This is a genomic window from Corynebacterium flavescens (assembly GCF_008693105.1).
Taxonomy (GTDB): domain Bacteria; phylum Actinomycetota; class Actinomycetes; order Mycobacteriales; family Mycobacteriaceae; genus Corynebacterium; species Corynebacterium flavescens.
This window is the reverse complement of the sequence record NZ_VXKK01000012.1, coordinates 1-21904: the sequence shown is the minus strand read 5'-3', so window position 1 is coordinate 21904 and position 21904 is coordinate 1. Positions and strand designations below refer to the sequence as shown.

17 protein-coding genes and 1 pseudogene are annotated in these 21904 nt (G+C 59.8%); 10 read left to right on the top strand and 8 right to left on the bottom strand.

Translation table 11 applies throughout. The features are described 5' to 3' along the window. Positions 1 to 384: 384 nt before the first annotated feature. A complete protein-coding gene (locus tag F4V60_RS01280) occupies positions 385 to 1833 on the bottom strand; it encodes a hypothetical protein (protein ID WP_075728975.1) in 1449 nt (482 codons plus the stop codon). A 103-nt stretch (positions 1834 to 1936) separates the two neighbouring features. Between F4V60_RS01280 and F4V60_RS01275 the strand changes: the two genes are divergently transcribed. Further along, positions 1937 to 2464, top strand: coding sequence for a hypothetical protein (locus tag F4V60_RS01275; RefSeq protein ID WP_075728974.1), 528 nt, complete (start codon positions 1937 to 1939; stop codon positions 2462 to 2464). A gap of 18 nt (positions 2465 to 2482) precedes the next feature. On the opposite strand, the gene F4V60_RS01270 is transcribed toward F4V60_RS01275, so the two are convergent. Continuing rightward, positions 2483 to 4021, bottom strand: a complete 1539-nt coding sequence (locus F4V60_RS01270) for a catalase (protein ID WP_075728973.1) — start codon at positions 4019 to 4021, stop codon at positions 2483 to 2485. Between the two features lie 172 nt (positions 4022 to 4193). On the opposite strand from F4V60_RS01270, the gene F4V60_RS01265 reads away from it, so the two are divergent. From F4V60_RS01265 to F4V60_RS01240, 6 genes and pseudogenes are all read left to right on the top strand, one after another. Then, positions 4194 to 4739 carry an RNA polymerase sigma factor gene (locus tag F4V60_RS01265; protein ID WP_075728972.1) on the top strand — a complete coding sequence of 182 codons (546 nt, stop codon included), beginning with the start codon at positions 4194 to 4196 and terminating at the stop codon, positions 4737 to 4739. Between the two features lie 183 nt (positions 4740 to 4922). Continuing rightward, positions 4923 to 6290 carry a YkvI family membrane protein gene (locus tag F4V60_RS01260; protein WP_075728971.1) on the top strand — a complete coding sequence of 456 codons (1368 nt, stop codon included), beginning with the start codon at positions 4923 to 4925 and terminating at the stop codon, positions 6288 to 6290. Positions 6291 to 6451: 161 nt separating this feature from the next. Next, positions 6452 to 7894 (top strand): annotated as a pseudogene (locus F4V60_RS01255) (amino acid permease). Positions 7895 to 7989: 95 nt separating this feature from the next. Next, positions 7990 to 8370, top strand: a complete 381-nt coding sequence (locus F4V60_RS01250) for a hypothetical protein (RefSeq protein ID WP_141256054.1) — start codon at positions 7990 to 7992, stop codon at positions 8368 to 8370. 14 nt (positions 8371 to 8384) lie between these two features. Further along, positions 8385 to 9092, top strand: a complete 708-nt coding sequence (locus tag F4V60_RS01245; protein ID WP_170245716.1) for a lipase family protein — start codon at positions 8385 to 8387, stop codon at positions 9090 to 9092. Between the two features lie 48 nt (positions 9093 to 9140). Beyond that, the gene (locus F4V60_RS01240; RefSeq protein ID WP_141256052.1) at positions 9141 to 9596 is read left to right on the top strand and encodes an alpha/beta hydrolase family protein; all 456 of its coding nucleotides are present in this window, start codon (positions 9141 to 9143) and stop codon (positions 9594 to 9596) included. Here the strand turns inward: F4V60_RS01240 and F4V60_RS01235 are convergent. After that, positions 9593 to 10627: an aspartate-semialdehyde dehydrogenase gene (locus F4V60_RS01235; RefSeq protein ID WP_075728967.1), complete on the bottom strand. Its 1035-nt coding sequence runs from the start codon at positions 10625 to 10627 to the stop codon at positions 9593 to 9595. The two genes, F4V60_RS01240 and F4V60_RS01235, sit on opposite strands and share 4 nt — an antisense overlap. A gap of 30 nt (positions 10628 to 10657) precedes the next feature. Further along, entirely contained in the window at positions 10658 to 11923 is a 1266-nt protein-coding gene (locus tag F4V60_RS01230) for an aspartate kinase (RefSeq protein ID WP_075728966.1), read from the bottom strand. A 217-nt stretch (positions 11924 to 12140) separates the two neighbouring features. Between F4V60_RS01230 and F4V60_RS01225 the strand changes: the two genes are divergently transcribed. Continuing rightward, on the top strand, positions 12141 to 13007 hold the full coding sequence (locus F4V60_RS01225; protein ID WP_075728965.1) for a DMT family transporter: 867 nt from the start codon (positions 12141 to 12143) through the stop codon (positions 13005 to 13007). Here the strand turns inward: F4V60_RS01225 and F4V60_RS01220 are convergent. Continuing rightward, the gene (locus tag F4V60_RS01220) at positions 13004 to 14197 is read right to left on the bottom strand and encodes a hypothetical protein (RefSeq protein WP_373862543.1); all 1194 of its coding nucleotides are present in this window, start codon (positions 14195 to 14197) and stop codon (positions 13004 to 13006) included. The genes F4V60_RS01225 and F4V60_RS01220 overlap by 4 nt on opposite strands. A gap of 261 nt (positions 14198 to 14458) precedes the next feature. On the opposite strand from F4V60_RS01220, the gene leuA reads away from it, so the two are divergent. After that, positions 14459 to 16276: a 2-isopropylmalate synthase gene (gene leuA / locus F4V60_RS01215; RefSeq protein WP_075728964.1), complete on the top strand. Its 1818-nt coding sequence runs from the start codon at positions 14459 to 14461 to the stop codon at positions 16274 to 16276. Positions 16277 to 16350: 74 nt separating this feature from the next. After that, positions 16351 to 17382, top strand: coding sequence for a hypothetical protein (locus tag F4V60_RS01210; protein ID WP_075728963.1), 1032 nt, complete (start codon positions 16351 to 16353; stop codon positions 17380 to 17382). 147 nt (positions 17383 to 17529) lie between these two features. On the opposite strand, the gene F4V60_RS12480 is transcribed toward F4V60_RS01210, so the two are convergent. The 3 genes from F4V60_RS12480 to F4V60_RS01200 all read right to left on the bottom strand — a co-directional run. Further along, positions 17530 to 17700 carry a hypothetical protein gene (locus F4V60_RS12480; protein WP_170216861.1) on the bottom strand — a complete coding sequence of 57 codons (171 nt, stop codon included), beginning with the start codon at positions 17698 to 17700 and terminating at the stop codon, positions 17530 to 17532. Positions 17701 to 17850: 150 nt separating this feature from the next. After that, on the bottom strand, positions 17851 to 20748 hold the full coding sequence (locus F4V60_RS01205; RefSeq protein WP_075728962.1) for a DUF5979 domain-containing protein: 2898 nt from the start codon (positions 20746 to 20748) through the stop codon (positions 17851 to 17853). Between the two features lie 304 nt (positions 20749 to 21052). Further along, positions 21053 to 21904, bottom strand: an 852-nt coding sequence (locus F4V60_RS01200) for a TetR/AcrR family transcriptional regulator (RefSeq protein WP_150387350.1), incomplete at its 5' end; no start/stop codon positions are given.

Below are 21904 nucleotides of genomic sequence, written 5' to 3'. Positions count from 1 at the left end.
CCGGAAGACCAGCCCTCTACGACAACGCTATCCCAAACGAATACAACCACAACCTAGGAATCCGCAAAGGCTGGCCCGGCACCTAACCCCGACACGCCCGCAGACACACTTTTTGCTCCTTAGCCCCAAAATGTCCCTTAACCCAGAAAACCATGCACTCTAAAACTGGGAAACGACGCGGTGCCCCTACAGCAACCGCGTCGCCCCTATTCCCTATCACTCACAACGACTTCCAAGAAGCCGTTTGCCTACCCCCTAAGTAGACTGCGTGAGCATCACCAACAATAGCACCCCTAATCTGTGATTGTTAACCTATTTTTCTAAAGACGTGGCGACTCAGTTTGATAGATATAATTTTTGCAGCTTAGGACAAGTTTATCTTCCCTAGGCTGTGGCTTCCCCGGCACGACGGCCGAAGATAATTGCGCCTACACCCAGGAATGCAGTGACGCCAAGAACCGCAAGGGCGGTCCACAGCAGGCTGTCTTGACCGCCGTTTCCGGCCGCGGTAATCGCGGAGGTGGCCCAGTTCAGCGGCAGGAGGTTCGCCACGACCTGCCAGGCCGGGGCAATGGTGGCGGCTCCGGCGGTCTTCCACACCCAACCCACGGCTGCCAGCTGCGCCAGGCCCACCACGGTGATGAGCCCGCCGCCGATGCCGAATCCGGCAAAGCGCAGCACCACCGTGGTCAAGGCGGCGGTGGCAATCGTCGTTGCATACATGGCTACGCCAGCCCACACCGCGGCCAACGGGGTCAGTCCGCTAGAGAGGATCCACAGCAGGATTTCCCCGGCGACGGTCAAGGCAAGTGGCCCACCAAGTAACAAGAGCCAGGGGCGCGAGCCGGGGTGCCAGGCAAAGCCGAGGAACACCCCGCCCACCATCATGAGGGCAGCAATGAGCAAGGCCACCACGGGGCTGAGCAGACGGGAGGGCTCGTTCTGGCCGGTTGCTTGGACGCGAGGCATGGCGCGCGCGGCGTCGGAAACCTTGGTCTTGTTGTGCTCGGCCATGGAGTTCACCTTGCCCGCTCCCTCATCAAGCTTGCCGACGCCGGCTATCGCCTCATCCGCCTTTCCATTTAGCTCGCCAATGCCGCTGTTGAGCTGCTTGGCGCCCTCCACCGCGGAGTAGACGCCGTCGTGATAGGCGTAGCCGGACACGGAGAGCTGATTGGAAAGCTCCCGCGAGCCGTCCTTGAGGCGATTGAGCTGATCGGTGACGGACTGATCCAGCTTGAAGTTGTTGACCTGGTTGCGCAGATCCCCCAGCTGAGACTTGATGTTGCGCGCCTCGGGCGAGTTATTGCCCTCGAGATCGTGCATGGTGCCGTCGATGGCGGTAATGATCTGTCCTTGCGCCACTCCTAAGCCGACGATTTGGTCCACCGCGCCGCCCACACCGTTGGCGAGCTCCGTGGCACCGCCGCCCAACCGTGCGGTTCCTGCTTGCAGCTCGGTGAGGCCGTCGACAAGCTGCTGGGAGCCACCGGAGAGCTTGTCGATGCCGCCCCCTAGTTCCTGCGCCCCCGAATCGAGCTGGCCACTGCCATCCGCAAGCTGCTTGGCGCCGGACTCGAGGAAGCCCGCCTGCGCCTGGGCCTCGCTCAGCGCACGCAGAGGCTCCACGAGCTGTGAAGAATCCACCGTTCCATCCGTCGGCGCCCCGCTGGCTTCATCCCCCGCGGATGACCACGCCTGCGCGGGGCCCCAGCCAGCGAAGGAGGCCACGGCGGTGCCTACGATAAGCGGGACGACGAGCACGAGGGCAATGAGCGCCGAGACGAGGCGCGACCGGCGGCGGTTATGTACATCTGCGAGGCGAGAAGTCATGCTTCGAAACTATCGCCACGCCCGCATTCTCCCCGGCAGGCGCGCCGCCATTTCTTGCGCTACGGCCCACAAGTGTCCCCTCTAGCCCTTAGTATTAGCTCTCATGAACTCTCTCCCTATTCTCTCCCCCCGCGGCATCCTCCCTGCCGGTGCTGGCCTCATTGCCTTGGCTTGCACCCTGGCCGCCTGTTCTTCTCCTTCGACCGAGGAGGCCGCGCCTGAAACCCACGCCGAGGCAGCAGCGACCACCTCTAGCGCCGCCGAATCCAGCGAGCATCCGCGACCGAAATCCACGGTCACCGTAACCGTCACCGCCGAGCAAACCTCCCCTGCAGCGGTTCTGCCAAGCGGCGTGGTGCCAAGCGTCGGGGATTGCAGCGCCGCTGCGCTGCAGCACCTCAACCCGGACATGACTTCGCTAAACGTCATGGCTTGCGACGGCCAGTGGGCACATTACGGCCAAAACGCCACCGACTGGACTCAGTGGGCCCGCTTTAGCCAGGGTCAGTGGCAGCGCATACCCTCCATTGGTACTACTCAAACAGGAATGGCTCAGCCCTGCTACGACGTAGCAGGGCTGAGCCAACAAAGTCTTCCCGGTTTCATGGCCGCGACCATGCCGAGCTGCTAGGAGCCAGGCCTTAGGCGCTTAGTTCTTTTCTGCGAAGAGCTCCCGGACGCGCTTGCCTAGGTTCTCATCTACCTGGTCCCAGTAGTGGTAAACGCGCTGCTCGGTCTCGGCAGAAACGCCGGCCATGGCGTTGGTGATGTTATCCGCCAGGCGCTCCTTGGCGGCATCATCCATGACGTCGCGATAGAGAATGCCCGGTTGGATGAAGTCATCATCCTCGGCGTGGTGCACGTAGGGAGCGCGGGTGAGGTCGCTGCCGTGCGGATCCGGGTTCACATAAAGATCGTGTGCCGGATAAGCCTCGGTGCGGATATTCTCCTCCGCATCATCGAGGTAGCCATTGCCCTTCTCGTGGCGGCTGGGTGAGTACACCGGATCCGCCGGGTCGTTGAACAGGAAGGACATAGAGCCCTCGTGCTCATAGGTGTTGACCTGGTTGAGCGGCTGGTTGACGGGCAGCTGTTTGTAGTTCGGCCCGATGCGGTAGCGCTGCTGATCGGCGTAGGCGATGGCGCGTGCCTGCAGCATGCGGTCCGGAGACAGGCCGATGCCGGGAACCAGGTTGCCCGGATCCAGTGCCAGTTGCTCAATCTGCGCGAAGAAGTTACGCGGGTTGCGGTTGAGCACGAAGTAGCCCACATCCACCAGCGGGTAGTCTTTCTGCGACCAAGTCTTGGTCAGGTCGAAGGGGTTCCAGCGGTAGTTCTCTGCTTCCTCGAAGGGCATGATCTGAACCTTGACGTCCCAGACCGGGTAGTCCCCATGCTCGATGGCGTTGTAGAGATCCTCGCGGTGGTAGTCGGCGTTCTTGCCAGCCATCTCCTGTGCCTCGGCGTCGGTGAAGGTCTCCCATCCCTGGCGGGTCTTGAAGTGGTACTTCACCCACACGGGTGCACCATCTTCGTTGATCCACTGGAAGGTATGCGAGCCGAACCCATCCTGGTTACGGGTGGTCTTTGGAGTACCGCGATCACCCATGAGGTAGGTGACCTGGTGGGCGGACTCGGGGTTGCGGGTCCAGAAGTCCCACTGCATGTCCGCGTCCCGCAGGCCGTTGGCCCCGAGGCGCTTCTGGGAGTGGATAAAGTCCGGGAATTTCATGCCATCACGTAGGAAGAAGGTGGGGGTGTTGTTGCCAACGATGTCATAGTTGCCGTCTTCGGTATAGAAACGCAGGGCGAATCCATGTACGTCACGCCAGGTATCGGGAGAGCCTTGCTCGCCGGCAACGGTGGAGAAACGCGCGGCCATAGGCGTGACGGTTCCCTTCTGGAACAGCTTGGCTTTGGTGTACTGCGAGACATCCTCGGTGATGTGCAGTTCACCGAAGGCGCCGTGACCCTTGGCGTGCGGTGTGCGCTCCGGCACGCGCTCGCGGTTGAAGTGGGCCAGTTTTTCAATCAAGTGAAGGTCATCGAGAACGGTGGGCCCCTGCGGGCCGGCGGTGAGGGACGTATTCTCGGAGGCAATCGGCTGCCCGGAGGGGCGGGTCGAGTTGCCCTTACCGGCGGGGCGTTGGCCCTTGTTGAGAATCTTGTCTGCGGCAAATTCAGTCATGGGGAGTGACTTCCTTTTCTGGTCGGAAAATTAACTATTACTATCAATCTTGCTCCTCCCATAGCCTACCCCGAACAATCGCGCCCGGCAAGGATCTCTAAGGATTGAAGGAAAGATTCTCCGCACGCTCGGATAAGGAGTCTTTCATTCTTCGACTGGTAGATTCAGGTGGGTGAAACACCACTCCGAACGCGACGATGCTGTCGTCACCGAGCTCGCCCTCCGGGCCGCACGCGGTGACCGCACGGCGCTCACGGAGTTCATCAAGGCCACCCAGGACGATGTGTGGCGCCTGCTTGCCCACCTCGGCGGCCCCGAGATCGCCGACGACCTCACCCAAGAGACCTACCTGCGGGTCATCGGCGCCCTCCCCCGCTTCGCCGCCCGCTCCTCGGCGCGCACCTGGCTTCTATCCTTAGCCCGGCGCGTGTGGGTGGACAACATCCGCCACGATATGGCTAGGCCCCGCAAGTCCGCGACCGAGTACGAGGACGCGGCCGCGCTCACCCCCTCCCTGGAAAACTCCGCTTCCTGGAGCGAGTGGATAGACACCCGCGCGCTTGTTGACGCCCTTCCGCCCGACCGCCGCGAGGCCCTCATCCTCACCCAGCTGCTGGGCTATACCTACGAAGAAGCCGCCAAGATCGCCGGCGTCCGCATCGGCACCATCCGCTCGCGGGTGGCTCGCGCGCGCAAAGACATCATTGACGGCCGCTAGTCCTTTTACTTCAATCTTTACCCAGTAGTTACGCATTCTTTATCCCTAACCAGTGGAGAGCTGCACAAAAAGAGAACTACGGTATTAGAAGAAACATACGTGCCAAATCGAACGTCGAACCGGGCCTGCGAACCTTTAAGAACGCGGGCCCGGCACGTGTGAGAAAAGAGAACTTCTCCGCCAATGTTCAAACAAGCACTCACTATCGCTCTAGCCTTCATCGGGGTGATCGTCGGCGCCGGCTTCGCCTCCGGGCAGGAGGCCATGCAATTCTTCGTCGCCTTCGGTGAAAAAGGGTTTTGGGGCGTGGCCCTGGGCTCGGCCCTCATGATGATCACCGGTATCGCAATCTTGCAACTGGCCTCCTATTTCCAGGCTACCGAACACACCGCGGTATTCGATAAGATCTCCGGCCCCATTACCTCCCGCATCCTGGACTGGTCCACGCTGGCCACCCTTTTCTCCATCGGCTTCGTCATGTTCGCCGGCGGTGGCTCCAACGTCTCCCAGCAATTCCACGGGGTCCCGTTGTGGGTAGGCGCCACCATCATGCTGGTGCTCGTCCTCCTGTGCGGACTTCTCGACGTCGACCGCGTCACCAACGTCATCGGCGCCATCACCCCGTTTATCATCATCTTCATCGTTGTGGCCGTCGGCTATACCTTGGTGACGGCTGACGTGGATATGGCCGCACTTAACGCCTACACCGTGGAGAATGTCTCCACCACGCTTCCCAATTGGTGGCTCGCGGCGCTGAACTACACCGGTCTCAACGTCATGTGCGCAGTTTCGATGTCCATCGTCATCGGCGGCAACTTCCTCAACAACCGTGCGGTGGGCATCGGCGGCATCGTCGGCGGCATCATCTACCTGATCCTCCTCATCTTGTTGGTCGGCAGCCTCTTCGTCGCCGCCCCGGAGGTCAACGGTGAGGATCTCCCGGTCCTCGCCCTCATCACCAACATCCACCCCGTACTGGGCTACCTGATGAGCCTGGCCATCTTCGGCATGATCTTCAACACCGCCGTGAGCATGTTCTACGCCATAGGCAAGCGCCTTACCCGCAAGCAACCGCGCAGGTTCTATCCCGTTTACGCCGTGGCCTGCCTCATCGGATTCGCTCTCTCCTTCATCGGCTTCCAGTCCCTGGTCAGCAACGTCTATCCCATCCTGGGATACCTGGGCCTTCTCATGATCGTCGTCATGGTTTTCAACTGGACCACCAAGCGCGAGAAGATCTCCGTGGAGGGCAAGCGCCGGGCACGTGCCCACTTCCTGGTCAAGCGCCGCCTCGATCCGCGCTACCGCTTCACCAAGAAGAACGAACGCGATCTGCGCAAGCTAGCCGCCGCCTCGACCATGGAAACCCAGGAGTTCATTGACGCCATAGCGGAAGAGATCCACGAGGACTTAGAGAAAGACTCCGAGATCGACTACGACCGTACAGATCCTTCGCCCTCAGTCACCTATGTCACGCATACCAAGCCAGAAGTCCCCGGTGGTGCACCTAAGCAGCGCGATCTGGACTTCGGGGAAGAAGGCGGGGATTAGAAATAGAGAACAACAAGACGCGGAGCACCGAGCGTAATTTTTCACAATCACGGAAAGATACTCTCAATTTCATTATTCCGGGGGATCAATAGGTAGACAGTTTCCTCAATATTTCGTCTCAGAAGTTTTAAGAGGTTTCATCTCAGAAGGAAGAACACGCTATGTCTCAAACATCTATTGCAGCGGCCGGAGACCTCAAGCGCGGGCTTAGTAACCGCCACCTCCAGCTGATTGCGATCGGCGGTGCCATCGGCACCGGACTATTCATGGGTTCCGGAAAGACCATTTTCTTGGCCGGGCCCTCCGTCATTTTGGTCTACGCCATCATCGGCTTCATGCTCTTTTTCGTCATGCGAGCCATGGGTGAGATGCTGCTGGCAAACATGAACTATAAGTCCCTGCGCGACGCGGTCTCCGACATCCTCGGACCCTTCGCCGGATTTATTACCGGCTGGACCTAATGGTTTTGCTGGGTAGTTACCGGCATGGCCGATATCGTGGCCATCACCGGCTATTTGCAGTATTGGTGGGCGGATATTCCGCTGTGGCTGCCCGGCATCTTCGTCATCGCGCTCTTGCTCGCCCTCAACCTGGTAGCGGTGCGCCTCTTCGGAGAAATCGAGTTCTGGTTCGCCATCATCAAGATTGTCGCCATCGTGGGCCTTATCTGCGTAGGGCTGTACATGGTCTTTACCCGTTTCGAGACTCCGGACGGACACATAGCAGGTTTCAATAACCTCATCAATGACGGCGGCTTCTTCCCCAACGGCCTCACCGGCTTCCTCGCCGGATTCCAGATCGCCATCTTCGCCTTCGTCGGCATCGAGCTCGCAGGTACCGCCGCCGCGGAAACCAAGGATCCGGAGAAGACCTTGCCGCGCGCCATCAACTCTATCCCCGTGCGTATCGTCATCTTCTACGTACTCTCCCTCATCGTCATCATGCTGGTAACCCCGTGGGATGCCATCAACCCGGCAGTGAGCCCCTTCGTGCAGCTCTTTGCCTTCGCCGGTATTCCAGCGGCGGCTGGAGTTATCAACTTCGTGGTCATTACCTCGGCGGCCTCTTCAGCTAACAGTGGCATCTTCTCCACCTCGCGCATGCTCTACGGCCTCTCTCTTGAGGGCGCCGCCCCGCGGAGCTGGGCTGTATTGTCCAAGCACCGCGTCCCGGCGCGTGGCCTGGTATTCTCCGTCATCTGCCTCATTCCGGCACTGGCAATGCTCTACGCCGGCGGCACCGTCATCGAGGCCTTCACCCTGATCACCACCTTGTCTTCGGTGCTCTTCATGGTGGTCTGGACCTACATCCTCGTGGCCTACATTGTCTACCGTCGCCGCACCCCGGAGTTGCACGCAAAGTCCATCTTCCCCATGCCCGGTGGCGTGCCCATGTCCTGCGTCGTCCTCGCCTTCTTCGCCTTCATGGTAGCTGTCTTGTGCCTGGAAACTGACACCCGAACGGCACTGCTCTCCGCTCCGGTTTGGTTCATCATCCTCGGCATCGGCTGGGTAGCCACCGGTGGCGCCAAGGGCTCCGCTAGCCGCAGCCAGCTAGAGTTAGCTGCCCCGGCCGCGGACTCCGCGAAGTCCCCGCAGGCATAAAGGTTTAAACCTGCACTAGTCACAGACCCCGTACTTTTTCTTCCCCACGAGGAAAGCAAAAGTACGGGGTCTTTCTTGGGTTATATTCAATGACGATGACTTCTCGCTATTGTCTCCCCCGCCTTCTCGCTTCTCGCGCCCAGCGCGCTGCCTGCCCGGCGCTCCTCATCGCAGCAGGACTGGGCATGGCGTTCTTCCCCTTGTTCTCGCTGCGGACTCTCCCTGCGGTAGCCGCGGGGGCCATCGTCTTCATGGGGCTGCGCTCACGCCTTAACTCGACGAGTGGCCTGGCTGCGTTCACCACGCTGGCCGCAATCGCTGCAGCGTTGAGTGCCCCGCTGCTTTTAAGCTGCGTATCTTTGTGGTGGATTCTTGGCGCCGTGGTGCTGTTGCTGTGGAGACGCACTCCGGCGACGTTCCTGTTGGCCACGGCCGCACTGCTGATGGGATGGACCTCCTGGCACTGGTGGGCCTAGCCTACGGTTTCGCCGTGACTCTCGTCACGACCGGAGTCTGGGTATGGCGCCCTTGGCGTTGGCGCCGGCCCCGCTTCCCGCGCGTGGCGCTCGGGATTGTCGTGTCTATTGCAGCAATAGGCGCGGTGGCCGCTACTCCCCAGTGGCGCTCCACCAGCTTTTATGAGTTCCATGGGGAAATCCCCGCCGCGGGCACACTGCTGCGGGTGAGCTCCTACCCCGGCACGGCACCTGCAGGTTCCACGGCGCTGCGCTTGCTCTACGCCACCACCCGCGCGGATGGATCTCCGGCTGTGGCAAGCGCGGTTGCCGCGATCCCAGATAACGCTGGTTCCACCGCCGTGGCCTGGCAGCATGGCACCACCGGGGTGGCTCAGGCCTGCGCGCCCAGCCTGCGCGATAATGCGTTTAAGCCTGAAGCCATCCCCGCCATAGCGGAGATGGTTTCCTGCGGGTGGAATGTCGTGGCCACGGATTATCCGGGGCAAGGCACGGAAGGCAGATTCCCCTACTTGATCGGCCAAGGGGAAGGCCGCGCCGCTCTTGATTCCCTCCGTGCCCTGCGCCAGCTCGACCAGGTTCCGGATGAGGGCAAGAATATGCTCTGGGGGCATTCGCAGGGCGGGCACGCCACGCTCTTCGCCGATCAGATTGCGGCTGACTACGCCCCTGAGCTGGAGATAAGCGGGGTGGCGGCGCTGTCTGCCGCCGCCGATCCGTAGTTGCTGGCGGAGCGCATTCTCGGCACAGGCGCGAATGCGCTGGGAACCATGGTCGGCTCCTTCGTGCTCGTTCCTTATGCCGCCGAGTACCCCGACGTGCGCTTAAAGGATTATATGATTCCGGTTGCCACGCCCCTCCTGCGGGCCGCGGCGCAGCGCTCCACGGACGATAAAACCATACTCGTCTCGCTGCTGACCACCGCGGCACTCGAGACCCGAGGGGCCCTAGTAACGGCCGATTTGAATAACAGCGCCTTGGGGCAAAGGCTGCGGGAAAACACTGCCAGTGGCGCGGGCACGGCCCCGCTCTTCCTGGGCCAAGGCGTCGAGGATGAGGTGGTACCCATTGCGGGGCAGGCAGAAATGGCACAGCGCGCCCGGCTATCCGGACGCGCTGTGACGGAGAAGGACTATCCGGGCCGCTCGCACATGGGAGTCATTGCCGCGGACTCGCCCCTTATAACAGATCTGCTCGACTGGGCCGATGCCCAGGTGGCTTCTTAGCCAACCAGCAGCTCTGCAATCTGGATGGTGTTCAAAGCCGCGCCCTTGCGCAGGTTATCGCCCGCGACGACGAGAACGAGGCCATTGTTGCCATCGAGGGATTGGTCCTGGCGGATGCGCCCGACCAGGCAATCATCGATGCCCGCGGATTGCAGCGGCGTGGGAACGTCAACCACCTTGACGCCGGGAGCCTTGGAGAGCAGATCGCGCGCCTGGTCAGGGGTGATGTCCTGCGCAAACTCGGCGTGGATGGTCAGGGTGTGTCCGGTAAAGACCGGCACGCGCACGCAGGTGCCCGCCACCTTGAGATCCGGGATGCCTAGAATCTTGCGGGATTCGTTGCGCAGCTTCTGCTCCTCATCGGTCTCCTCAGAGCCGTCATCAACGAGGTTTCCGGCGAAGGGAACCGCGTTATAGGCAATGGGAGCGACGTAGGGGCCGAGGTCCTCGGGAGCCAGTAGCGAGCCGTCCTGCGCCAATTCGACGTTGTGCTCACCAATCTCTGCCACCTGCTTGGCCAGCGTTTCCACGCCTGCCAGGCCGGAGCCGGAAACCGCCTGATAGGAGGAGATGTGCAGGCGCCGCAGCCCAGCGACGTTGTGCAAGACCTTGAGTACCGGCATGGCAGCCATGGTGGTGCAGTTCGGGTTCGCGATGATGCCCTTGGGCAGGTCCTTCGCCTCCTGAGGGTTGACCTCAGCGACGATGAGCGGCACCTGCGGATCCTTGCGGAAGGCCGATGAGTTATCCACCACGGTGGCACCCGCCTCGGCGAATACCGGCGAGTACTGCTTGGAGGTGGAGCCGCCGGCGGAGAAAAGCGCGATATCGATATCCGCGATTGACTCCGGGGTGACCTGGGCCAGATCCTCGACGACGATCTTCTCGCCGCGGAACTCCAGCTCTTGGCCAGCCGAGCGGGCGGAGGCAAAGAAGCGCACCTTATCGGCCGGGAACTCCCGCTGCTCGAGGATGGCGCGCATGGTGCGACCCACCTGGCCGGTTGCTCCGACTACTGCTAGGGTTGTCATCTTTATTCTTGCTCCTTAAAGCTAAAAGTCTTATCGGCCGGTGCCGGCGTAGACGATGGCTACTTCCTCGCCACCGAGTTGGAATTTATCGTGCAGGGCGCGGGCGGCCTTGTCGATATCGGCCTCGCGGGTGAGTACGGAAATGCGGATCTCAGAGGTAGAGATGAGCTCCATGTTAACCCCCACATCACGCAGGGCCTCCGTGAAATCGGCGGTGACGCCGGGGTGGGACTTCATGCCGGCGCCGACGAGGGAGACCTTGCCCACCTGATCGTCATAAAGCACGTTCTTCCAGGCGCCTTCAGACTTCAGCTTGGTGAGGATTTCCATGGCACGCGGACCATCGGAGCGCGGGCAGGTGAAGGTGATGTCGGTGGTGCCGTGCTCCAGGGAGGAGACGTTTTGCAGGACCATGTCAATGTTGATCTCCGCGTCCGCGATGGCGCGGAAGACCTTGGCGGCCTCGCCCGGGCGGTCCGGAATGCCCAGCACGGTGACCTTGGCCTCGGAGCTATCGGTGGCTACACCGGTCAGGATTGCTTCTTCCATAGGGATATCCTCCATCGAACCGACAATCAGCGTGCCGGCATCATTGCTATAGGACGAGCGAACTCGCAACGGTACATTAAAGGCGCGTGCGTATTCCACGCTACGCAGGACGAGAATCTTGGAACCCACCGCGGCGAGCTCCAGCATCTCCTCGAAACACAGCTGCTCCAGCTTGCGGGCATTGGGCACGATGCGTGGATCTGCCGTGTAGACGCCGTCCACATCGGAATAGATCTCGCAGACATCCGCGTCCAGCGCCGCCGCCAAGGCCACCGCAGTGGTATCTGAGCCACCACGACCCAGCGTGGTGACATCCCGGGACTCCTTGTTGACTCCCTGGAAGCCGGCCACGATGCAAATCTTCCCCTCTTCGAGCGCCTCAGTCAGACGCCCAGGGGTGACATCGATGATGCGGGCATTGCCGTGACGCTCGGTGGTCAACACCCCCGCCTGCGAGCCGGTGAAGGACTGGGCGTGGGCCCCTAGGGATTCCACGGCCATGGCCACCAGAGAATTAGAAATGCGCTCGCCGGCGGTGAGCAGCATGTCCATCTCGCGCTGCGGGGGCACGGGATTGACCTGGGCGGCGAGGTCTAAGAGCTCGTCAGTGGTATCTCCCATGGCGGAGCACACGACGACGACGTCATTGCCCGCCTTCTTGGTGGCCACAATTCGCTCCGCAACAGCACGGATCCGCTGCGCGGTTTCGAGGGATGAGCCTCCGTATTTTTGAACGATCAGGGCCACGTTCGGGTTGCCACCTTTCGCTGATAGAGCATCAACCGCATCGGTGCTGGTCAATACCTGTCGTGTAGTAGTCAATATTTTATGTTACCCCGTCAGGGCCACGGGTTTCATCTTATGTGAGGACAACTTCACGCCGCGGCTTCACATGGCCGCAACATAGCGTCGAGGTGCGCGTCAATTCTGAGTTTTCCGGCAGTTTTTCGTTAGCGTGGTGGACGTGTTGAGCAACTTTATCGCCGTGGCCTTTGCCCTGGCTTCGGCGATCACGGTTGCCTGGGGCACCGTGGTCCGTCACCGCATCGCCCTCGATGCCCCCGGACCCGTCATGCGCACCTCCATGGCCAACCCCCTGTGGTGGATTGGCACGCTGGCCGCCGTCGTGGCCTATGGCCTGCAAATCATCGCTCTCGGCTTTGGCACGCTGCTGGTGGTCCAGCCCGTCCTCGTCCTCTCTCTGATGTTCACCCTGCCGCTGGCGGCGTGGTACTCGCGGCGCCGCATGGCCTTCCACGAGGTATTTTGGTCCATCGCCTTGACCGTCGCCGTGGGCACCATGGTGGTCCACGGCCGCCCCAGCCCTGGCATGCTGCAGCCCTCCTGGAATGACTGGTGGCCGGGCCTTATCGTTGGCATCGCAGCCCTGGCCTCGCTTGGCGCAGCAGCCTGGCGCTTCCGCAGCTACCGCGCGCTGTTGCTCGGGGTGAGCTCCGGCGTCATCTACGGCTACGTCGCCCTGCTCTCCAAGTCCGTGGTCAACAACTTCACCCACGGCGGCTTCAGCGCGCTTCTTAGTGATTGGCCCTTCTACGCCCTCGTGCTCATGGCGGGCACAGGCACCGTGATGCAGCAATACTCTTTCCACGCCGGGCCACTGTCACAATCGCTGCCAGCCATGACCATCTTGGAGCCCATCGTGGCCTTCGCCCTGGGCTACGCGGTGCTGGGGGAGAAGTTCCAGGTCACCTCCCTGGCTGGCTGGACAGTCATGGCCACCGCCCTAGCGGTGATGATCATGGCCACCATCATCTTGTCGCGTGTCCCGGTGGGCGCGACCACCAAGACCTCGCACTCGCATCCGCGCTAGATAGCCCACTCGAACACGGCGAGCATGTGGGCAGAAAACCACGCCCCTGCCAGCACCCAGCAGGCAAGCAAACCCCAGGCCACGGGTGGGCGCACCCGCGCGCATAGCCACAGCACCCAAGGAATAAACAGCACCGCTGCGGGCAGGAGGAGGCGGGGGCGGGAGTGCATAATGCCGTCGGAAAGCAGGATATTGGCCACCAGTGCCGCGCTGAATACCCAGGCGGGGGCAGGAAGCCGGCGCCAGGCCAGCACCACGAGCACCGGCGCACCCACAATGACCACGGCACTTAAGAGGTATCCGGCGTTATCGGAGGTGCCCAACACGGAGGCAACCCAGGCCACAGTGGCAGCGCCGAAGTCGAAAGCGGAGTGCCAGTGCTTGTTCTGCATGCCAAAGTAGCCGCCGACCTCGCCCAAATAGTGGCTGGACCACGCCAGGTAAGCAACCAGCGGAAGCGCTGAGGACACCACCCCCGCCCACGCCTTCCACTGCCGCGGCGCATTAAAGGCCACCATGACCGCGAAGCACAGCACAGCATCGATGGCGGTCAAACGCACGAAGGAAAGCCCGAAGATGAGCACGGCGGCCAGAAACCAGTTCTTATCACTCAGCGCCACCAACGCCCATATGAGCAGCGCGCCAAACAGGGCCTCGGTATAGGGCATGGTGAAGACGATGGACATGGGCGCGCTGGTGACAGCTACCGCCGCCGCAATGCGCGCGGCAAAGCCCGCGCCCATGCGTGCTGCCAGCGCCATGACGCCCGCAGCAAGTACCACCGTGAAGAAGAAGTTGAGCGTCATCCCCACCTGTGCCTCCGGCAGCCCCAGGAAAGAAAAGGCCCGGATGACCAGCGGGTAGCCCGGGAACATGGCCAGGGAATTCTCATAGACAGGCCCATCGGTGGGGATGTCAGCGTGGAAGTATCCCACCCGGGCAATCTCTGTGTAATAACGCGCGTCCCACTTGCCCAGCAGCCCCGCCAAGGACTCGCCGTTGGCCCTGGCCAGAACACCTAACACCAGCACCCGCACGAAGGTGCCCACTGCCACCACAACGAGCGCGGCCGCCCACTCCCGCCCGGAAAAACGCACGGCACCACGCCCCCGCGCCGCCACGAACCAGCCCCGCTCCTGCGCCGCAGCAGCGGCAGCCGGATTCTGCCCTGTCTCACTCACGCCCAACATGGTAGCCGCCGCCAAGGACACCCCGCCTCACCCCCACCCGCGCGTCCCAACAGGTGAAACTTATTGCCGTCTTATGGGAAGCGCGGTAGGGTGTTCGTTATGACTTTGCGGCAAGGCCTCCTCCTTATCTGCCGCGGCGGGATTTAGGTTTGTGATAACACGGCCGGCGCCCCGTCGCGGAGTTTGGTGATGTCCCCCGCACTCGCCGCAGCTGGCCGTGGATAATCCACCCTTAAAATCTTCTAAAAGGAAACCACCGCCATGTCTCCCAATGACTCTTTCATTTCCGCACCGCGCGAAATCACCACTCCCCAAGGCCCGGCCAACCCCGGACAGCCAGCCTGGAACAAGCAGCGCGGCTCCTCCATGCCGGTCAATCGCTACCTGCCTTTTGCCAAAGAGGTAGAGGAAATCTCCCTGCCGGACCGCACCTGGCCGGATAAGAAGATCACCACCGCCCCGCAGTGGTGTGCGGTCGATCTGCGTGATGGCAACCAGGCCCTGATTGATCCCATGAGCCCGGAGCGCAAGCGCCGCATGTTCGATCTGCTGGTGAAGATGGGCTACAAGGAGATCGAGGTAGGCTTCCCTTCCGCCTCGCAGACGGACTTTGACTTCGTGCGCGCCATTATTGAGGAGAACCTCATCCCGGAGGACGTCACCATCCAGGTCCTGGTTCAGGCCCGCGAGCACCTCATCCGCCGCACCTTCGAGGCCTGCGCCGGCGCGCCGAACGTGATCGTCCACTTCTATAACTCCACCTCCAAGCTGCAGCGCCGCGTGGTATTCCGCAAGGACCGCCCGGCCATTAAGAAACTGGCCACCGATGCCGCGGAGCTCATCAAGGAGATCGCTCAGGATTACCCGGACACCAACTGGCGCTGGGAGTACTCCCCGGAGTCCTATACCGGCACCGAGCTGGACTTCGCTGTCGAGGTCTGCGATGCCGTGGTGGACATCATGGGGGCAAGCGCCGAGAACCCCATGATCATCAACCTGCCCTCCACGGTGGAAATGATCACCCCGAATGTCTACGCCGATTCCATCGAGTGGATGCACCGCAGCTTTAAAAAGCGTGACGCCATCATCCTCTCCCTGCACCCGCACAACGATCGCGGCGAGGGCGTCGCCGCGGCCGAGCTGGGCTACCTGGCCGGCGCGGACCGCATTGAGGGCTGCCTCTTTGGCAACGGTGAGCGCACCGGCAACGTGGATCTCATCACCCTGGGTCTGAACATGATGACGCAGGGCGTGGACCCGCAGATTGATTTCAGCGACCTGCCCGGAATCCGCTCCACGGTGGAGTACTGCAACCAACTGCGCGTCCCGGAGCGCCACCCCTACGGCGGCGACCTGGTCTTCACGGCCTTCTCCGGCTCGCACCAGGATGCCATCAACAAGGGCCTCGATGCCCTGGCCAATGAGGTCCGCCCTGGCGCAAACAACACCGAGGTCTCCTGGGATGAGCTGCGTGATCGCGTCTGGGAGGTTCCCTACCTGCCCATCGATCCCAAGGATGTGGGCCGCGATTACCAGGCCGTCATCCGCGTCAACTCGCAGTCCGGCAAGGGCGGGGTGGCCTACATCATGAAGACCGATCACGGCATCAACATGCCGCGCGCCATGCAGGCTGAGTTCTCCACCGTGGTCCAGGCCGTCACGGATTCTGAGGGCGGCGAGGTCAATTCCAAGGGCATGTGGGACATCTTCACCACCGAGTTCCTGGACCGCACCACCCCGCTGGAGGAGGTCACCTTCCAGGTCGACAACGCTGAGACCGATACCGACGAGGCCACCGTCACCGCCAAGGTGATCTACAAGGGCCAGGAGAACACCATTACCGGCCACGGCAACGGCCCCATCGCCGCCTACGCCAACGCCCTAGAGAATATCGGCATCGATTTCGAGGTCATCGAGTACTCGCAGAAGTCCCGCTCCGCCGGTGATGACGCGGAGGCCGCCTGCTACATCGCCGCCGACGTCAACGGCACCAAGGTCTGGGGCGCCGGCATCGCCGCCTCGACCGTGCGTGCCTCCATCAACGCCATCAACTCCGCCGTCAACCGCGCACTCGACTAAGAGCAACCCTCACGCGCACAAGCGGCACACCCCCTAGCGTCCGCCACATCCACGGCGGGCGCTAGGGTTTTCCTATGGCTCAGGCACCCGCAACTTCCTACTACATCCCTCACCATGGATTCGGCGCAATCCAGTCCATTCCGGTTCATCCCACAAGTGACGCCCCCACAAACAAAACACTGACAATCGACGCCGCCACAAGCGGCGTCCCCGGCACAGAGTTCACCGTCACCCTGCGCCCCCAGGAAAATGGCACGCTCGGTGTCTTTGCGAGCACGCCCAAAACCAACGCCCCCACAAACACACTGCTCGGCACCATCTCCCCCGCCGACCGCGCCGAGTACCCCGAGCTCGATCTCATCCTCAATGCCGGCCTCTATCCCACGGCCACGGCGCGCGTTCAAGAGTCCGGCCTGGTGCTGCGTCTGCCACGACCAGGACTGTGCTTGCCTGCCAATAATCCACCGTCCTCGCAGTGGGTCTTGCTTGGCCACGGTCCACTCCTGCGCGTCCACAACATCGTCGATTCCTCCGGTATCCTCCCCGATGGCCGTGCGCACCTGCTTGTCACCCTCAAGTCAGCGTCCAAAGGCAAAGACGAAGACACTACCAACGACGAGCGCACAAAACCAGGCATAGGCATCTACCTGGGCAATCACTTCCTCGCCCCGCTTGGTGATGCCCCCTCCACCCTTCTCACCACCGTCCGCCACAACGAAGATGAGGGAATCACCACCCTGGCGCATGCTTTCCACTCGCCGCGCCACGGCCACCGTGAGCTAGATATCTTTGCCGGGCAGCCCTCCTCCGCCGGCGCCGGCCCCGAGTGGCAGCTTGCCCAAAGCGCGCCACGCTCAGCCTCAGTTGCCCAGACCTTCGAGACCTCCAGCTTCCGCGTCATCACCGATGCTGACCTCGCCGCTTTGGATCGCATTTCGAGACCCACAGCTAGCGACTCTGGCACAGTCCGGGACGCTGAGGAATATGACGGTCTTGATCCCAACACAGGGGGAAGAACTAATCAGCGAGCTTTTCGATTAATCCTGTTTGCCGGGGCATTGACAATCCTCGTGGTTTTGATGGTTCTCCTCATTCTGAGCCTCTAGACGGATCCATAGCTTCTTCAAAAACGCGAACTTAAACCCAAAAGCGGAAAAGCTCCTTCCAAGCGCAATTGGTGCTTGGAAGGAGCTTTTTCATTCCTGTGCTATTAGAACAACATCCAGTTCAAAAAATGCGGCTCTGCACAATTCCTAGAAAGAGGAAATCAGAGAATCGAAGGGCACAGAAGACAGTCCTTCGAGGCTGCTTCCAGCTCCAGAGACGAGGTCATAAAGGGCGATGGAGATTCCACTCAGAAAATCGATTACTGAGGAGCCGGTTTCGGTAATACCAGTGATGACGATAGGAATAGGAAGGAACATGAGATTCTCCTTAAAAGAAGTAATAGAAAGATTTGCTGTTAGTTAGAATGCCTGTGATGCGGACATATGTCAACGCGCAAAGAGCGGCCGGGACTCCTTTAGATTCCACGACCGCCCTTCTTCTACGGCATCAGTGCAACTCAAGAAAGCTTAAGAATTGCGCTTCTTGCTACGCATTACGAAGAATGCGCCTGCTGCGAGGAGCATCAGTGCGCCTCCAGCCAACCACGCCACGTTCGCTCCGGTATTCGCCAGAGACTTCGACGGCGTGCTCTTTTGAGCCTGTGCGCTTGGCTGTCCCTTGGCAGGCTGCTCAGGGGTTCCGGGCTCGGCCGGAGTACCCGGCTGTACCGGGGTGCCAGGCTGTGCTGGCTGGCTCGGGGTAACAGGGCTCGGCGGGGTCACAGAGGAACCACCATCCGGAGGAGTCGAAGATCCGCCACCCGGAACGGGGAAGGGAATCGGGAACGGGATGATGATGAGGCCGTTCTTTCCTTCCTTGTTATACACGTTGGTCACTGTTACCTGAGTAGTCTTAGCAGATTCAACGGTGAACTCTGCTGGGTCGGCCTTAACACCGTTTACCTCGTAGTAGTTGTTCCAGCTAGCACCTGGGGTGTTGGTGGAGGAACCGAGGAAACCGGGCTTGTTCTTGGCTGGGGCATCATCTTCCCAGACCTTACACTTCGAACCAGGGATAACGTCATCGACCGTCGTGGACTCGCCAGCTTTGAGCTCCACAGACTTGGTCTCCGGCTTATCCTCGTCATTTTCCTCAACGCCATAGGTAGGCGCTTCACACTGATAGTTCATGGTGAACTCGTCTGGAGCGAAGGAAACGGCGTCACCCTCTACCTGCTTTGTAATGGTGAATCCACCATCCACATAGGTGTACTCATTGTCCGCGTTAACAGTAACTTCTACGGGTTTATCAGACTCATCCAAGAGCTTGAACTCGCTGGGAGTAATCTTTGACTGCAGTGAAGTACCAGGAACCGTTGCATTAGATTCGGTCACCGTACAGTCGGAGACTAGCGGCACATCATCCACGGTTGCGCTTCCGGCTCCCGTGATGGTCTTATTGCCAGAGGCAACAACCTTTTCGCCGACAACACAGCTGTAGTTGAACTTGAAATCGGTGTTCGCCGCTGCAGCAGCAGCTTCGCCGCTCAAAGACTTAACGATGTCGAAAGAACCGCGCTTAGCCTTGTAGATGTTTTCCACACCCACAGCGACAGGCTGGCCGGGCTTACCGGAGGCAACCTCGAAGACTACGTGGTCGGGCTCTTCTTCAGTGATTGTTCCACCCTTGATTTCCCACTTGGTAGACCAGTCAAAGTTAGCAACAGAAGCGTCTTTCTCAGTCACTTTGCAGGAAGCACCCTCCTTGATCTCACCAATGGACTCAACTGCATTCTTAGACTCACCTGGTTTAAGCTCGATTGAGCCTTCCTTCAGAGTCTTGCCTTCACTATCCGTGCATTCGTAGTCAAAGTTAAACAGTTTATCGTTAAAGCTCTCAGTCGGATTATCGACATCTGCATTCAACGACTTTGCAATGCTAAACCCGCCCACGGGAGTCTTTGTAATTTCGACCTCGAGCTTGCCCTCGGCCGTCAAACCATACTGATCAGTAATGGTGTAGTTCTGAGGAGTAACCGGGCCGTCATAGTCTTTCTCAGGGGTGAACTCAGCCTGTGGCTGACCATCAACAAGCTTTATGGTCCACTTACCTTGACCGGGTACAGTTTTGGTCTCTTCACCATTGTCAAAAGCTACATCAGTGATCTCGCCCTTGCCTTTAACAGACTGAGGATTGAGATACGCGGTGGTGTTAGGGTTGATAATTTCCTTATCATTCCCAGTCTTCGGACCCTTCGCAACCGCAATGTACTCACAATTGCCGTTTTGGTTAGGACCGACGTTAATCGAAGCAGTCATACCGTCTTCAGAAAGTGTCGGGGTGACAACTTCACCGCCAACAGTGCACTTCCACTCAGTGTCATAAGCACCTTGACCTGTACCCGTGACGTGCTTTGCAGTATAAGCTGCTGTAGAACCCTCGGGGCCTGAAAGCACTGGGTACGGGTCGGTACTATCTTGTCCGCCGTCACTGGAAGCAGTTCCAGCTTGCTGACCTTCTGTAGACATGTCAACCTGGAAAGAGCCGTCGCTCCCGCCGTCTTGGGTCACTGTGACTCCGCCGGACAGTGTAGTGAATACGACAGCAAAAGCAACGCCCTGCTTGGAGCTGCCACCGACTGCAGACTTTCCATTGGAGAAAGAAGAAGAGATCTCATGAGGAGCATCCGCTTGGGCCATCATGATTCCTCGGTTCTGACCCACGAAGTCTTTCTCACCGCCAATACAGGAAACCTCGTTGGTTTCGAACCCTGTCTTACTTCCAGAGCAGGGAGTTTGCCAAGTATTTGGGACGACTTCTTGGTACTCTTTGATTGCAGAATTCGACTTCCAAATGAAGCCTTCCCCGTCATCGGTCGATTCGGCATCGGCGACAACTAGTGAGAATCCTTCTTTGACTTCAGAATTGTCTCGCGTGTCCACGACCTTAATGTCACTGAGTTTGACTGTGTCTTTTTCAAGCGGTCCAGCCGCGTTCTCGCCATCTATTTGATAGAGTGCAGGACTTCCACTCGTGTTTTTGAAGTAATCTTGCCCGGACTGAGTATTGCCCATAACGGCACCGCCCCAGGTTGGCAGCTTTTTCGCCGAAACGCCTTGCGCGCCATCTTTTCCAGCCATAACCGTGGCGTTCATGGTGAACTTGTAATTACCAATGGTCAGATTCAAAGGCTTCATCACGCCAGTCGGGTTATCCGCTAGTTGAGCCTTGGTTACTTCCCCGAAAGAGCTCATATCGATCCAGCAGAGGGCCTTGTCGTTCGGACCACCAGTTCCATACGAGCAACCGGTGATCTCATCCGCCCCTGCGAGTGGGGCCACTGGCGCAGCAATGACCCCCAGCGTCAAAGCACTGACGGCAGCACCTCCCCAAAGGCTCTTTCTAAGCCGTTTAACCCTATTCATGTAATGACTCCTTGGTTTATGAGACCCAAGTAAACATGGATGTGTTTCACGCACCTGGGGAGGCTTAAGTCAAAGCCTCACAAGGAACATTAGTAGGCAAAAGAGATGTTTCTGTTATCAAGCTGAGAATTTGCCCAACTTAAGGTGTGTAAGTGTTCGAATACTTTCGCCCCCCTAGTGTTCTCGTTAAGGCAACTACCCCACCACATTCCCATCGTTATGACCCTAGAAGTGTTTGGCAATTCAGCTCCAAAAATGGGCATTTTGCACCTAGAAAGCAAAACCCTCCAAAGGCAGACCGTGGTCATACCTTTGGAGGGCGTCCGTTGGCAACAGTAAATACTAGGAGCGGGGGGGGGGGATCGATCTCACCGCGTAGCCTATCCACAGCAGCAGCCCACTTCACTGTGGTGATGAGAGATTCTATTCGCAGTCTCACCGGCTCAAACTGCAGCTCACTATCCCGCGACATCTTGGCTGATGCTTCTTCAGCACGGTACTTAGTAACTGTTCGATTCCGCAGCTCAAGGACACGCGGGTCGGCATTGGCCTTACGGTCATTCCAGGTACTCACAGCCAGATGTGCCAAGAGTACGATGTCTGCGGCGGTCTCTACTACGGCTAATTGCTCCTGCGAGAGAGACTCGCCATCGCCTTCGCGGACGTACTTGCGGACATCACTCCTCAGAATTGCCTGACTATCGGGGCACTCAATGAGAACCCTGTCGAGACCAAGGTATTTATCGCATACATCCCACACTTCTCTCGTCCACTTTCTGACGATGTCCTGCCATTTTGCGCCGGGCATACCTTTGGGCATGTCGGGCCCAATGACATCAAAACATGCGTAGAGCAGGTGAGAACGGGATTCTACTATCCGATACAAGGCCGGTGATGCCACTCCGAGCGACTTCGCTATGGCGGAAAGACTGAACTTGTCTAGCCCTTGGGCCAAAGCCTCGCGCACTAAATCTTCCAACTCAAATCGTGGCCGCGGCCCGGGCCGCTTACGACAAGGCAACAAATCTTCGGTCAAGTCCTTTTGAGTGGTGTATCCGCCAGCGGTTGACTCAGCGATGAACTGACCGCTGACGGAACAGGATTCCTTACGCCACCAGAGCCTCCTGACCGTCACCGACAACGACGCCGACGCCGT

Bases quoted from the DNA above. Each gene is read 5' to 3' on its own strand.
- F4V60_RS01280 (WP_075728975.1), bottom strand. From the start codon at position 1,833: ATGACTTCTCGCCTCGCAGATGTACATAACCGCCGCCGGTCGCGCCTC.
- F4V60_RS01275 (WP_075728974.1), top strand. From the start codon at position 1,937: ATGAACTCTCTCCCTATTCTCTCCCCCCGCGGCATCCTCCCTGCCGGT.
- F4V60_RS01270 (WP_075728973.1), bottom strand. From the start codon at position 4,021: ATGACTGAATTTGCCGCAGACAAGATTCTCAACAAGGGCCAACGCCCC.
- F4V60_RS01260 (WP_075728971.1), top strand. From the start codon at position 4,923: ATGTTCAAACAAGCACTCACTATCGCTCTAGCCTTCATCGGGGTGATC.
- F4V60_RS01250 (WP_141256054.1), top strand. From the start codon at position 7,990: ATGACTTCTCGCTATTGTCTCCCCCGCCTTCTCGCTTCTCGCGCCCAG.
- F4V60_RS01240 (WP_141256052.1), top strand. From the start codon at position 9,141: ATGGTCGGCTCCTTCGTGCTCGTTCCTTATGCCGCCGAGTACCCCGAC.
- F4V60_RS01235 (WP_075728967.1), bottom strand. From the start codon at position 10,627: ATGACAACCCTAGCAGTAGTCGGAGCAACCGGCCAGGTGGGTCGCACC.
- F4V60_RS01220 (WP_373862543.1), bottom strand. From the start codon at position 14,197: ATGTTGGGCGTGAGTGAGACAGGGCAGAATCCGGCTGCCGCTGCTGCG.
- leuA (WP_075728964.1), top strand. From the start codon at position 14,459: ATGTCTCCCAATGACTCTTTCATTTCCGCACCGCGCGAAATCACCACT.
- F4V60_RS01210 (WP_075728963.1), top strand. From the start codon at position 16,351: ATGGCTCAGGCACCCGCAACTTCCTACTACATCCCTCACCATGGATTC.
- F4V60_RS12480 (WP_170216861.1), bottom strand. From the start codon at position 17,700: ATGTTCCTTCCTATTCCTATCGTCATCACTGGTATTACCGAAACCGGC.
- F4V60_RS01205 (WP_075728962.1), bottom strand. From the start codon at position 20,748: ATGAATAGGGTTAAACGGCTTAGAAAGAGCCTTTGGGGAGGTGCTGCC.